Origin of the sequence: Methylocystis parvus, assembly GCF_049675845.1 — a bacterium.
GTDB lineage: Bacteria > Pseudomonadota > Alphaproteobacteria > Rhizobiales > Beijerinckiaceae > Methylocystis > Methylocystis parvus_A.
Genome location: NZ_CP187161.1, coordinates 2,531,536 through 2,544,121 on the forward strand (window position 1 = coordinate 2,531,536; position 12,586 = coordinate 2,544,121).

The following is a 12,586-nucleotide window of genomic DNA, read 5'->3' on the forward strand; positions in this document are numbered from 1 at the left end:
AAGGCGTTATTCGCGCATGCGCACCGCGACATGCGCAGCCGCTCAAATCAGTTCATGCCGGTGAATTCCTCTTGTTTCGCACGCCGTTTTTCGGATTCATAAGTCAGCCTTGATTGGAATTTTCACGCCGATGGTTTCGATCTTGCTCCTTTTGGGCGACAAGATTTTTTCGTCATGGGGTTCGATTTGCTACGCAAAGACGCCGCCGGGGACGACAGGCTCCGGGAATATGAGCGCGTTTCATCTATCTTCGCGCCATGCCTTGCGATTTCGAAAGCGAACCAGCGTGGGCGCGGATGTCGGCGCGCAAGCGGGCGCAGGGCGATGGAGGCCGCGCCCGCCGCCAGCGGCGTGATCGCGGCCTCGTTCTCCGCTCCGAATTGAGACGGCTGTGCCGCACTGAGTCGGTGATTCCCGGCGAGGCGCTTTGCGCGTGATACGCGAATTTCAATGTCTTCTTCACGCAATAATATGGAGGCTCTCGTGGCGCGCGTGCTGGTGATTGGCGGGACGGGCTATTTGGGAAGCCTGATCTGCGCGACCCTTCTCGAAACGACCCGCGACATCGTCGTACTTGCGGCGCGGCCAGGACATGAGAGAGACGGCATCGTCGCACGCCTGCGCATGGAAATGTCGGCCGCCGGCGACGCGGGGGGCAAAGCGCTGGAACGCCTGCGCATCGCGCCGCTGCCTGCACCCGGCGATAGAAGAGGATTTCACGCCCTCTTTCGCGAGAACAGAATCGACCAACTGATCAATTGCGCCGGCGCGGTGCATTATTTCGACGTGAACGCCCTGAAGGAGTCGAATGTCGATCTCGTGAACGATCTCATCGCGGCGGCGAGGGAAGTCGGCCTGGAGCGCTTCATCCATATCTCGACGGCTTTCGCCTGCGGCTTCTCCAACGAGATCGCGCATGAAGCGCTGCTGCCCGAACCGGAGGCCGACCCAACCGAATATACGCGCTTCAAAAGGCGCGCCGAATATCTCGTCGCAGAAAGCGGCCTGCCCTTTCTGATCCTGCGGCCCAGCATCGTCATCGGCGACAGCCGGGACGCGCATTATTTCGGGCCGGCCTACGGCCTGTATCAATATTGGGCGTCCTTCGCGAAGTTCATGATGAGCCGCTACCGCGAGACGATTCATGTCGTGGCGAGCGAGCGCCCTTTGCCGCTCGTGCATCAGGACGCGTTCATCGCGACGCTGCTCGCCGCGCGCGAAGGGCTGACGGACGACTCTTTCGTCAATATCGTGTCGCCCGACGAGGGGCTCCCGAACGTAAGATCGCTATGGCGGCTTTATTGCGATCTCGTCGTGCGCCCGCATGAACTCGTCTGCCACGACTCGGTCGATGCGGCGCCTGTCGAGAGCCTTGATGCGCGTCACAAGGCGTTCCTCGGCGCCACCGCCGTCAATAGCGAGATATCGGGCTGGGAATGGCGCTTCGAAACGACGAACCGCGACCGCCTCATCGCCGAGGGCCTCGTCTTCCCGCCGGTGACGCTGGATTCCGTGCGCAAATGCCAGAGCCGCTTCGTCGCGACCTCGCCCGCGACGCGCCTCTATATGGAGAAATTCGAGGCGCTCTTCCCCGAGGCGCCGCAGGAGCCGCGCGCGCGCGAACGCGCTTCCGTCTTCGCCGACGAAGAGGAAGAGCGCTTCCTTCTCTAGGCCCTTGCCGCCTCCCCCGGAGCCGCCTAGCGTTTCGGAGCAACGCGAAAGGATGCCGCCATGAAACGCGTGCTCGTCACCGGCGCGACAGGACGCACAGGTGCCCAGGTTCTCGAGAAACTGCGGCGACGCCCGGCGGAGTTCCAGGCCTTCGGCTTTGCGCGCGTCCCGGCCAAGGCGGCGGCGCTCTTCGGCGACGTCGACGGTTTCTTCTTCGGCGACGTGACGGCGCCCGACACCCTGCGCCCCGCTCTCGCCGGGATCGACGCGCTCGTGATCCTGACGAGTTCGTCCTTGCGCAGAAAGGCGCCCGCGCGTCCGGATGAGAAACCGCAATTCGACTATGCGCCCGGCGGAACGCCAGAGATCGTGGACTATCTCGGCCAGAAGGCGCAGATCGACGCGGCGCGGGAGGCCGGGATCGGCCATATCGTGCTTGTCGGCTCCATGGGCGGGATGATCGCCGACCATCCGCTCAACCGGCTGGGCGATGGCGAGGTTCTCGTCTGGAAGCGGAAAGCGGAAGCCTGCCTGATCGATTCGGGGATCGACTACACGATCGTGCGGCCCGGCGGACTGATCGACCAGCCCGGCGGCGCGCGCGAATTGCTTACGGGCAAGGACGACAATTTTCTCAAGCACCCGATCGAAGGCGCGCCGCCCGTCATTCCGCGCGCGGATGTCGCGGAAGTCGTCGTCCAGGCGCTGCTTGCGCCGCAGGCGCGCAACAAGGCGTTCGATCTCATCTCGAAACCGGAAGAAAGCTCCGCCGGGCCGACCACCGATTTCGCAGCCCTTTTCGCGCAGACCACGCCGGGGCTCTGATCGAGAGCACGCCGAAGCCGCGCCGGCGCCCCTTGCGCAGGGTTAAATTGTTCTTTATCTGTTCTCTTGTTCGCGCCATGTTCCGCTTCGGCAGGTCGAGCCGGAGCGGCGCATGAATCCCCTTGATCCGCGCGACTATGGGAGGCCGGCCCCGCGCCGGCCTCCCATCGAGAACAGGCTGGAGTTCGTCATGGGTCGCCTCGCGGAAATCTCGACGGACGCGCATCCTCCGGTTCCGCCGGGGCCGCTCGTCGACTCTGAGCGCCGGCGCGGTCGCGGCGCCCTTTCGAAGCGGAGCGGACGATACGAAAAGGAAAACCGCGAGGAGATCGACGACGGCTGGGGCTCGCTCGAGGCGCTCGACGCGTTGAAGACGAATGTTCATGTCGAGAAACCGCGCACGATCGTCACAAGGAACGACTCGCCGGATATCGGCTTCGATCGCTCCATCAACCCCTATCGCGGCTGCGAACATGGCTGCGTCTATTGTTTCGCCCGGCCGACGCACGCTTATATGGGCCTATCGCCGGGACTCGATTTCGAGACGGAGATCTTCGTCAAGGAAGGAGCCGCGCAGCTCCTCGAACGCGAATTGTCAGCGCCGAAATATACGCCGAAGGTCATCGCCATCGGGACGAACACGGATCCCTACCAGCCTTTGGAGAAGCGCCATCGTGTGATGCGCTCGGTGCTCGAAGCGCTGGCGCGGGCGAAACATCCCGTCGCCATCGTCACTAAGTCGGCGCTGGTGCTGCGCGATCTCGATCTGCTCGCGCCCATGGCGCGCGACGGACTCGCCAAGGTCGCCTTTTCGATCACGACGCTCGATCCGCGCCTTGCGCGACTCATGGAGCCGCGCGCGGCCACGCCGCAGCGACGCCTCGACGCCATGGAGAAGCTCGCCGCCGCCGGCGTTCCCGTCGCCGTGATGACCGCGCCGATCATTCCGGCGATCAATGACGACGAAATCGAAGCGATCCTGACGCGCGCTCATTCGGCGGGCGCGCGCGAAGCCGGCTACATCATGCTGCGGTTGCCGCTGGAGCTGCGCGATATTTTCAGCGAGTGGCTCGTCGCCAATTTCCCGGACAAGGCGCGGCGCGCTCTGTCGCTGGTGCGTTCGACGCGCGGCGGCAAGATATACGATCCCGCTTTCGGCAAGCGCATGACGGGCGACGGGCCCTATGCCTGGATGATCGGCCGGCGCTTCGAGATCGCCGCGAAGAAGCTCGGCTTCTCGCAATCCTCGATGAAGCTGCGCACGGATCTTTTCGAGCCGCCGCGGCGCGGGCCTCAGCAGCTCAGTCTATTCTAGCGTAGGCCGAGGCCGTGGATTTTCCTCGACCTCGCCGGCGCGCTTTCGTTAAGTTTCAGCGTATGGATTGGCGCGGCCCCGGCCGCTGAATGGATCAAGGTTCAAAATGGGTCCCGATTTTCGTCTCGAAAGCCGCCTGCATCGCCAGGGCGTTTGGCCAGTCGCCGGGGTCGACGAAGTCGGGCGCGGGCCGCTCGCCGGGCCGGTCGCCGCCGCAGCCGTGATTCTCGATCCAAAGCGCCTGCCGCGCGGAGTGAACGATTCGAAAGCCCTCACGCAAAAGGAGCGCGAAGCCGCCTTCGACGACATCATGTCGCGCGCGCTCGCGGTGAGCGTCGCCTTTGTCACGCCCGCGGAAATCGACGCGATGAACATCAGACAAGCGTCGCTCGCCGCCATGGCGCGGGCCGTGTCGACTCTTTCGCGCGCGCCGGCTTTTGTTCTCGTCGACGGCTCAGACCCGCCGCGCCTTTCCTGTCCGTGTCGCGCCATCGTCAAGGGCGACGCATTGGCCTTGTCGATTTCCGCCGCCTCCATCGTCGCAAAAGTCGCGCGCGACGCGATGATGCGACGACTTGGCGCAATTTATCCGCACTACGGATTCGAGACCAATGTCGGCTACGCCGCGAAGCGTCATCTCGACGCGTTGCGCGTCAACGGGCCAACTCCCGCACATCGCTTGAGTTTTTCGCCGCTTCGCGAAAATTGACGACGCGCGGCCTACGGCTAAGTTTTTTGTTTCATTAAGACTTCCGTTCGAAAAAGAGACGGTCGCCAACTCCGCGCCTATACGCGGCTTTTACCTCATTCCGGCAATATCGCACGTGTTGGTAGCGTATGCGGTGTTGAGTTCATGAGTAGCGCACGCGTCGGGGCGGCCCGCCCCCAATCCCGGATTAAGGTCACGCGTACCGGGTCTTCGAATGCAGGGCCGCTCCGCGCGCTGCCGGCGCGAAACGAGATCCTTCTCGGCGACTGCGTCGCGCTGATGGACAAGATGGCGGCGGAAAGCGTCGACCTCGTCTTCGCCGATCCGCCATACAATCTTCAGCTCGCCAACAAGCTCACGCGCCCCGATCAGAGCCTCGTCGACGCGGTCGACGACGACTGGGACAAATTCAGCGATTTCGCGAGCTATGACGCCTTCACGCGCGACTGGCTTTCCGCCGCGCGTCGCGCGATGAAGCCGACCGCGACGATCTTCGTCATCGGCTCCTATCACAACATCTTTCGCGTCGGCGCGATCATGCAGGATCTCGGCTTTGGATCCTCAACGACATCGTCTGGCGCAAGAACAATCCGATGCCGAATTTTCGCGGCCGGCGCTTCACCAACGCCCATGAGACCATGATCTGGGCGGCGCGCGATTCGTCGGCGAAAAGCTACACCTTCAACTACGAAGCGCTGAAGGCGGCAATGAAGATTGCCAGATGCGCTCCGACTGGCTGCTGCCGATCTGCACCGGCGCCGAAAGGCTGAAGGATTCGCAAGGGCGAAAGGCGCATCCGACGCAAAAGCCCGAAACGCTTCTTGCGCGCGTGCTTCTCTCCGCATCGAACGCCGGCGATCTCGTGCTCGATCCCTTCTTCGGCTCGGGCACGACCGGCGCCGTCGCGAAGCGCCTGCGCCGCGACTATCTCGGCCTCGAGCGCGAACGCGCTTACGCGGAAGCGGCGCAAGCGCGCATCGCCGCGATTGAACCCCTGTCGGAAGAAGCCGTGGCGATCGCGCCCTCGAAACGCGCCGAACCGCGCATCGCTTTCGCCAGCCTCGTCGAAGCCGGGCTGCTGGCGCCGGGCGCCGCGCTCACCGATTCGAAGAAGCGCCACACCGCCACCGTTCGCGCGGATGGAACGCTGTCGCTCTCGGGATTTATCGGCTCGATCCACAAGACCGGCGCGCTGGCGCAGGGACTTCCCGCCTGCAATGGCTGGACCTTCTGGCATTACGAAGAGAAGGGCCGCCTCGCGCCGATCGATAATTTGCGCACGCAGATTCGCGAGAGATTGCGAGATGCAGCGGAGTAAGCCCAGCCGCGAAAAAGAAAAAGGCCCGGAATTTTTCCGGGCCTTTTTCTTTGTCTCTCTAACACAGCGCGCTTTTACACGAGGAAGCCCGCATAGAAACCAACCAGCAGCACGACGCCGATGAAGGCGCGGTAGGCGACGAAAGGCCAGGCCGAGAAGCGCTCCAGAATCCGCAGCAGGCCCCAGATCGCAGCAAAGGCGGAAATAGACGCTACCAGCAGACCAACGGACAGAACCGACCATCCGTGGAAATCGAGATGCGCCTTGTGCAGCTCCCACAGCTCCTTGAGGCCCGCGAGGGCGATGGCCGGCAGGCCGAGCAGGAAGGAGAAGCGCGCGGCTTCCTCGCGCTTGAGATCGAGAAAGAGCGCGGCGGTGAGCGTCGAGCCCGAGCGCGACACGCCGGGGATCAGCGCGCCGACCTGCGCGAAGCCGACGATCATCGCGTCCTTCAGGCTCACATGGTCGAGCGTGCGCTTGTGATTGCAGTAGAGCTCGGCGATGGCGAGCAGCGCCGCCATCACGATGCAGGAAATGCCGATGACAGGCAGCGAGCGCAAAGGCGAGCCGCAAGTGTTGAGCGTATGCGAGAGCAGAATGCCCGCAAGCCCGATCGGAATGGTCGCGAGGCCGATCCAGAAGACGAAACGGAAGGTCCAGTCGTTGAAGTCACGCCGGCGAATGGCGGCGACCGAGCCGACCGCGAGCGTGCGAATGTCGCCCCAGAAATAGCTGATGACGGCGGCGAGCGCGGCGAGCTGCATGGCGGCGGAGAAGGCCGAGCCCGGATCCTTCCAGCCGAGCAGCGCCGGCACGATGCGCATATGGGCCGTCGAGGAGATCGGCAGAAGCTCGGAAATGCCCTGGACCACGCCGAGCGCCGCCACCTTCATATAGCCGAGATCGACGAAACCCGTATCGAGACCGTTGGTGCAAGCCGAGGCCATGTCATTCCCTGTCGGAGGATGCGCGCGCGGCGCCATGGAAATTCACCATGGCGCGCATTTGGTTAATGGATAGGAAATGTGGCGAGGGCGCGGAAGGCGCCCGGTCACGGATCGGGCTGCGCGGTCGCGGCTTACTTGAACAGCGCCAGCGCCTTGATCACCGTCATGGAAACGCCCCACGCGAGCGGAATTCCGACCGCGAGCCAGGAAAGAACCAGCACCGGCGACAGGCCCCCCTGCGCGCGCGCGGCGGCGACCAGCGCGGGATGGTCCTCCGGCTCCAGGCCCTCCTCAACGAAGTCCTCGAAATCGGCGTGGGCCTCTTTCTCTTCCTGCCGGATGGCGGCGGCGCTGGTCTTCTTGGCGGCGGCGACCTCCTCGTCCGTCATGTAAAACTTCTCGGCCACCGGGCCGACGAGGAGATTGCAGGCGAGGCCCGCGAGCAGCAGGCCCGCCAGCACATACATGGTCTGGTTATAGGCGGCCTCGCGCGGCACGCCGATGGAAAGCTGATATTCGCGGATGTAGTTGACCAGCACCGGGCCGAGCACGCCCGCCGTCGACCAGGCGGTGAGCAGCCGGCCATGGATCGCGCCGACATAATGCGTGCCGAAAATGTCGGCGAGAAAAGCGGGGATGGTCGAGAAGCCGCCGCCATACATGGTGATGATCACCGCGAAGAGCAGCACGAAGAGAAAGACGACGCCGCCCTTCGCCGCGAAGGGAACCGCGGCGTAGAGGATGAAGCCGGCGATAAAGAAGATGGCGTAGGTGCCCTTGCGGCCGAAAGCGTCGGAGGCCGAGGCCCAGCCGATGCGGCCCCCGATGTTGCAGAGGCTGAGCAGGCCGGTGAAGCCCGCGGCGATCGCGGCAATGGCCTTTCGCTGATCGGGGTTGAGCGCGTCATAGCCGATGTCGAGGCCGATGAGCTTGCCGCCGAAGACTTCCTGCAGCATGGGCGAGGCCATGCCGAGCACGCCGATGCCGGCCGAGACGTTGAGGCAGAGCACGCCCCAGAGCAGCCAGAATTGCGGGGTCTTCCACGCGACGTCGAGATGGACGTGGCGATGCGTGACGAGCGCGTTGGCGGCGGGGCGGGCGGCGTCCAGCCCGCAGGCGTCCAGCCCTCGGGCGGCACGCGATAGCCGAGGCGCCGCAGACCATGAAGACGAAATAGATGGCGGCGAGCGCGATGAAGGTCTGCCAGACGCCGGGCGAGTCCGGCGTCGCGAAAAAGCCCATCAGCTTGTCGGCGAGCGGCGCGCCGATCATGGCGCCGCCGCCAAAGCCCATAATGGCGAGTCCCGTCGCGAGGCCGCGCCGGTCGGGGAACCATTTGATGAGCGTCGAGACCGGCGAGATATAGCCGAGTCCAAGACCGACGCCGCCGATGACGCCCGATCCAATCCAGATCATCCAGATCTGATGCAATGAGACGCCGAGCGCGGAAATGAGCAGGCCGCCGCACCAGCAGAAGGCGGCGGCGAGGGCGGCCTTGCGCGGTCCCGCCGTCTCCAGCCAGTGGCCGAAAACCGCGGCGGAGGAGCCGAGCAACACGAAGAACAGCGTGAAGGTCCAGCCGAGCATGCTGATCTTCCAGTCGCAGCTCGTCGTGAAGATCTGCGCCAGAACGCCCATATCGGCCGGGCAGTCCTTCGGCGCGGCGCCGCCCACAATGCGCGACAGTGGCAGCCAGAAGACCGAGAAGCCATAGGCCATGCCGATGCAAAGATGGATCGCAAGCGCGGCCGGCGGCACGAGCCAGCGGTTGAACATGATGACGTTGAGGTCGTAATTCTTCGGCGTGTAGACCGCCGCGACGCCGCTCTCGAGCAGCAGCTTCTCGTCCGCCGGCGGGATGATGCCGCCGACGACGAGCGGCGCGGACGTCATCCAGGCCTTCTTTGCGCATGCGTTCCATCACGTCTTTGACGAGGGGAACGTGGGAGCCCGAAAGGATCGACAAGCCGACGACATGCACGCCTTCGTCGACCGCGGCGCGGACGATCTCGGCCGGCGTCGAGCGGATGCCGGCATAGATCACGTCGAAGCCTGCGTCGCGCGCGCGCACCGCGATCTGTTCCGCGCCGTTCGAGTGGCCGTCGAGGCCGGGCTTGCCGACGAGGAACTTGGCGCGGGCGCCGATCTTGTGGGAGACGCGCTCCACCTCGCCGCGCACCTTGTCGAGCTGGCCGCCGACCTGGCGGGCGGTCGAGGAGACGCCCGTCGGCGCGCGGTATTCGCCGAAGATGCCGCGCAGCGACGAACCCCATTCGCCGGTCGTCACGCCGGCCTTGGCGGCGGCGATGGAGGCTCGATGATGTTGCGGCCTTCTTTGGCGGCGCGCTCGACTTCTGCCAGGGCTTTTTCGGCCTTCTTGGCGTCGCGGCTCTCGCGCCACGCCTTGAGCCGCGCGATCTGTTCGGCTTCGACGCCTTCCGGCACGACCATGATGGCGTCGGCCGGCGGCGAGCGGCGAGGGCTCGGTCTCGGTGAACTTGTTGACGCCGACGACGGTCTGCTCGCCGCTTTCGATCTGCGACAGACGGCCCGTGTTGCTCTCGACGAGGCGGCGTTTCATGTAGCCGATCTCGACGCCACGGCGCCGCCAAGTTCGTCGATCTTCTTGAGCTCGGCCATGGCCTCGGCTTTCAGGCCGCGACCTTCTTGGCGATCTCCGGATTGCCGTCGAAGATGTCGCCATATTCGAGCAGGTCGGTCTCATAGGCCATGATCTGCTGCATGCGCAGCGACCATTGCTGGTCCCACGGACGCGGCAGGCCGAGCGCCTCGTTCCAGGCGGGAAGCTGCACGGCGCGGGCGCGGGCGTTCTTCGAGAGCGTGACGGCCAGCATCTCGATCAGGATGCGATAGACGTTGTTTTCCGGCTGCTGCTCGGTGAGGCCGAGCGAATTGACCTGCACGCCATAGCGGAACATGCGGTTTCTCGTCCTTCACGCCGTAACGGTCGCGGGTGATCTCGTCCCACAGCTCGCCGAAGGCGCGCATCTTGCAGAGCTCGGTGACGAAGCGCATGCCGGCGTTGACGAAGAAAGAGATGCGGCCGACGACCTGCGCGAAATCTTCCTCCGACATGCCCGCGGCCTTCACGCCGTCGAGGATCGCCACCGCCGTGGCGAGCGCATAGGCGAGCTCCTGCGCCGGCGTCGCCCCGCTTCCTGCAGATGGTAGGAGCAGACGTTCATCGGGTTGAACTTCGGCATTCCTTCGTCGGTGAAGAGAATGAGGTCCTGCGTGAGGCGCAGCGACGGTTCCGGCGGGAAGACATAGGAGCCGCGCGACAGATATTCCTTGATGATGTCGTTCTGCGTCGTGCCCTGCAGCTTGCGCGCGGCGCGCCCTGCTCCTCGGCGGCGGCGATATAGAGCGACATCAGCCACACGGCCGTGGCGTTGATCGTCATCGACGTGTTCATCTCCGTCGAGCGGAATGCCGTCGAACAGGGTGCGCATGTCCCGAGATGCGAGACCGGCACGCCGACCTTGCCCACTTCGCCGCGCGAGAGAATGTGGTCGCTGTCGTAGCCCGTCTGGGTCGGCAGATCGAAGGCGATCGAGAGACCCGTCTGGCCCTTGGCGAGATTGGAGCGATAGAGCCGGTTGGACGCGGCGGCCGTCGAGTGGCCGGCATAGGTGCGGAACATCCAGGGCTTATCGCGGCGCGGGCGCCTCCGGCCACAGCTCCCGCAGCGGCAACGGGAGATCGGAAACCACCTTGGCGCTCTCGTTGAAATCCAGCTCCCGCCAGATGACCGAAAAGACCGCCCGCGCCGCCGTCGCGGCGTCGACTGGGAAGCCCGGCGGCAGGCCCCGGTCGATCATGTTCTCGAAGGCCTCGACATTGCGGACCGCCATCGGCTTGTCGGCCATATGCCAGCCTTCATAGTAGAGGCCGCGCAGCAGCATGGGGAGCTGGGCGCCGAAATGCGCCGCCTGCTCGGGGGTCAGCCGGTCGCGCAGCGCATGGAGAACGGCGCGCAGCGCGCCATAGGCGTGCGGCCGGTCGCCGAGTTTCTCCTCCTCGGCGAGCTTTTTGAGCCAGACATTGGTCAACTGGACCGTATGGTCGAGCGCTGCGACCTGTGTGTCGCTCATGGCCGCCTCCTGTTGCAGCCCTCGCCCCCTCCCGTCAGATAAGCGCGGGGCCGGCCCGAGCAATGGCGGCCGTTTCGGGGGTCGGGGCCATGCGGTCGAACGCTGTTCCGCTCCCTTCATCATAGGCAAAACCTGCCTGACCTATCGGAATTTTCGCCTTTCCGGCCACACGCCGTGCAATTATAAGCAGATTATTGCGGTGCAATGACCGAATGGAGGGAGCGCACCTTGAGCGAGAAGAAAGACCTTTACGAGTTGGGCGAAATCCCGCCGCTCGGGCATGTTCCCAAGAACATGTACGCCTGGGCGATCCGGAAGGAGCGCCATGGCCCGCCGGACACGGCGATGCAGCTCGAGGTCCTGCCGACCTGGGAGCTCGACAGCCATGACGTGCTCGTTCTCGTAATGGCCGCCGGCGTCAACTATAACGGCGTCTGGGCCTCGCTCGGCGAACCTATCTCCCCGCTCGACGGCCACAAGAACCCGTTCCACATCGCGGGCTCCGACGCCTCCGGCATCGTCTGGGCGGTCGGCTCCAAGGTCAAGCGCTGGAAGGTCGGCGACGAAGTCATCATCCACTGCAACCAGGATGACGGCGACGACGAAGAGTGCAATGGCGGCGACCCGATGTTCTCGCCCTCGCAGCGCATCTGGGGCTATGAGACGCCGGACGGCTCCTTCGCCCAGTTCTGCCGCGCGCAGGACCGCCAGCTCATGCCGCGTCCCAAGCATCTCTCCTGGGAAGAGGCGGCCTGCTACACGCTGACGCTCGCCACCGCCTATCGCATGCTCTTCGGCCATGAGCCGCATGAGCTGAAGCCCGGCCACAACGTGCTGGTCTGGGGCGCCTCGGGCGGCCTCGGCGTCTTCGCCGTGCAGCTCTGCGCGGCCTCGGGCGCCAACGCCATCGGCGTGATCTCCGACGAGTCCAAGCGCGATTACGTCATGTCGCTCGGCGCCAAGGGCGTGATCAACCGCAAGGACTTCAAGTGCTGGGGCCAGCTCCCCAAGGTCAACTCGCCGGAATATGTCGAGTGGCTGAAGGAAGCGCGCAAGTTCGGCAAGGCAATCTGGGACATCACCGGCAAGAAGGACGTCGACATCGTCTTCGAGCATCCGGGCGAAGCGACCTTCCCGGTCTCGACGCTGGTGGCCAAGCGCGGCGGCATGATCGTGTTCTGCGCCGGCACGTCGGGCTTCAACATCACCTTCGACGCCCGCTATGTGTGGATGCGCCAGAAGCGCATTCAGGGCTCGCATTTCGCCCATCTGAAGCAGGCCGCCGCCGCGAACCAGTTCGTGATCGACCGCCGCATCGACCCCTGCATGTCGGAGGTCTTCGCCTGGGACAAGATCCCGGAGGCGCATATGAAGATGTGGAAGAACGAGCACGCGCCCGGCAACATGGCGGTGCTGGTCAATTCGATCGAGCCCGGCCTGCACACGGTCGAGGACGTCGTCGAAGCTTACGGCAAGAAGAAGAAATAAGCGGCTTCGCTTGCTTTGAGGAATTGACGGCGCGTCGGGAAACCGGCGCGCCGTTTTTGTTTTGGCGACATCCCAACATTGCGGAGCGGCGCGGCCCCCCACCCCTGCCCCTCCCCGCCACTTCGTGGGGGGAGGGATGAGGCCGCGCCGTGCGGGATCACAAGGCCAACACAGACGCATTCTCGGGCGTGAGCCGCC

General features: G+C 64.7%; 9 protein-coding genes and 4 pseudogenes. 7 read left to right on the forward strand and 6 right to left on the reverse strand.

Annotated elements, in window-relative coordinates; all coding sequences use genetic code 11:
* The first annotated feature begins 450 nt into the window (after nucleotides 1-450).
* From ACPFMJ_RS13100 to ACPFMJ_RS13125, 6 genes and pseudogenes are all read left to right on the forward strand, one after another.
* The gene (locus ACPFMJ_RS13100) at nucleotides 451-1,671 is read left to right on the forward strand and encodes an NAD-dependent epimerase/dehydratase family protein (RefSeq protein WP_424360443.1); all 1,221 of its coding nucleotides are present in this window, start codon (nucleotides 451-453) and stop codon (nucleotides 1,669-1,671) included.
* 60 nt (nucleotides 1,672-1,731) lie between these two features.
* On the forward strand, nucleotides 1,732-2,496 hold the full coding sequence (locus ACPFMJ_RS13105; protein WP_424360444.1) for an SDR family oxidoreductase: 765 nt from the start codon (nucleotides 1,732-1,734) through the stop codon (nucleotides 2,494-2,496).
* A 190-nt stretch (nucleotides 2,497-2,686) separates the two neighbouring features.
* Nucleotides 2,687-3,811 carry a PA0069 family radical SAM protein gene (locus ACPFMJ_RS13110; protein WP_424363860.1) on the forward strand — a complete coding sequence of 375 codons (1,125 nt, stop codon included), beginning with the start codon at nucleotides 2,687-2,689 and terminating at the stop codon, nucleotides 3,809-3,811.
* 106 nt (nucleotides 3,812-3,917) lie between these two features.
* Nucleotides 3,918-4,520, forward strand: coding sequence for a ribonuclease HII (locus ACPFMJ_RS13115; protein ID WP_424360445.1), 603 nt, complete (start codon nucleotides 3,918-3,920; stop codon nucleotides 4,518-4,520).
* 288 nt (nucleotides 4,521-4,808) lie between these two features.
* Nucleotides 4,809-5,290: pseudogene (locus ACPFMJ_RS13120) on the forward strand (DNA-methyltransferase).
* Nucleotides 5,242-5,838: a DNA methyltransferase gene (locus ACPFMJ_RS13125; RefSeq protein ID WP_424360446.1), complete on the forward strand. Its 597-nt coding sequence runs from the start codon at nucleotides 5,242-5,244 to the stop codon at nucleotides 5,836-5,838. The pseudogene ACPFMJ_RS13120 and the gene ACPFMJ_RS13125 overlap by 49 nt, the downstream one beginning before the upstream one ends.
* 74 nt (nucleotides 5,839-5,912) lie before the next feature.
* Here ACPFMJ_RS13125 and ACPFMJ_RS13130 read toward each other — a convergent pair whose 3' ends face one another.
* From ACPFMJ_RS13130 to ACPFMJ_RS13155, 6 genes and pseudogenes are all read right to left on the reverse strand, one after another.
* A complete protein-coding gene (locus tag ACPFMJ_RS13130; RefSeq protein ID WP_424360447.1) occupies nucleotides 5,913-6,785 on the reverse strand; it encodes an undecaprenyl-diphosphate phosphatase in 873 nt (290 codons plus the stop codon).
* A gap of 131 nt (nucleotides 6,786-6,916) precedes the next feature.
* On the reverse strand, nucleotides 6,917-7,252 hold the full coding sequence (locus tag ACPFMJ_RS13135) for an MFS transporter small subunit (protein WP_424363861.1): 336 nt from the start codon (nucleotides 7,250-7,252) through the stop codon (nucleotides 6,917-6,919).
* Nucleotides 7,253-7,384: 132 nt separating this feature from the next.
* Nucleotides 7,385-8,678 (reverse strand): annotated as a pseudogene (locus tag ACPFMJ_RS13140) (MFS transporter); the annotation flags it as partial.
* 52 nt (nucleotides 8,679-8,730) lie between these two features.
* Nucleotides 8,731-9,510, reverse strand: a pseudogene (locus ACPFMJ_RS13145) (methylmalonyl-CoA mutase family protein); the annotation flags it as partial.
* Nucleotides 9,437-10,449, reverse strand: a pseudogene (locus tag ACPFMJ_RS13150) (methylmalonyl-CoA mutase family protein). The pseudogenes ACPFMJ_RS13150 and ACPFMJ_RS13145, both read right to left, overlap by 74 nt.
* Before the next feature lie 7 nt (nucleotides 10,450-10,456).
* On the reverse strand, nucleotides 10,457-10,900 hold the full coding sequence (locus ACPFMJ_RS13155) for a DUF2267 domain-containing protein (protein ID WP_424360448.1): 444 nt from the start codon (nucleotides 10,898-10,900) through the stop codon (nucleotides 10,457-10,459).
* Between the two features lie 228 nt (nucleotides 10,901-11,128).
* Here ACPFMJ_RS13155 and ccrA point away from each other — a divergent pair, with 228 nt between their 5' ends.
* The gene (gene ccrA, locus ACPFMJ_RS13160) at nucleotides 11,129-12,388 is read left to right on the forward strand and encodes a crotonyl-CoA carboxylase/reductase (RefSeq protein WP_424360449.1); all 1,260 of its coding nucleotides are present in this window, start codon (nucleotides 11,129-11,131) and stop codon (nucleotides 12,386-12,388) included.
* The last annotated feature ends 198 nt before the right edge of the window (nucleotides 12,389-12,586 follow it).

What these genes read in the sequence shown, in the direction of transcription:
- ACPFMJ_RS13130 (WP_424360447.1), bottom strand. Translation starts at nt 6,785, where the DNA reads ATGGCCTCGGCTTGCACCAACGGTCTCGATACGGGTTTCGTCGATCTC.
- ACPFMJ_RS13100 (WP_424360443.1), top strand. Translation starts at nt 451, where the DNA reads ATGTCTTCTTCACGCAATAATATGGAGGCTCTCGTGGCGCGCGTGCTG.
- ACPFMJ_RS13125 (WP_424360446.1), top strand. Translation starts at nt 5,242, where the DNA reads ATGCGCTCCGACTGGCTGCTGCCGATCTGCACCGGCGCCGAAAGGCTG.
- ACPFMJ_RS13155 (WP_424360448.1), bottom strand. Translation starts at nt 10,900, where the DNA reads ATGAGCGACACACAGGTCGCAGCGCTCGACCATACGGTCCAGTTGACC.
- ACPFMJ_RS13115 (WP_424360445.1), top strand. Translation starts at nt 3,918, where the DNA reads ATGGGTCCCGATTTTCGTCTCGAAAGCCGCCTGCATCGCCAGGGCGTT.
- ACPFMJ_RS13135 (WP_424363861.1), bottom strand. Translation starts at nt 7,252, where the DNA reads ATGTATGTGCTGGCGGGCCTGCTGCTCGCGGGCCTCGCCTGCAATCTC.
- ACPFMJ_RS13110 (WP_424363860.1), top strand. Translation starts at nt 2,687, where the DNA reads ATGGGTCGCCTCGCGGAAATCTCGACGGACGCGCATCCTCCGGTTCCG.
- ACPFMJ_RS13105 (WP_424360444.1), top strand. Translation starts at nt 1,732, where the DNA reads ATGAAACGCGTGCTCGTCACCGGCGCGACAGGACGCACAGGTGCCCAG.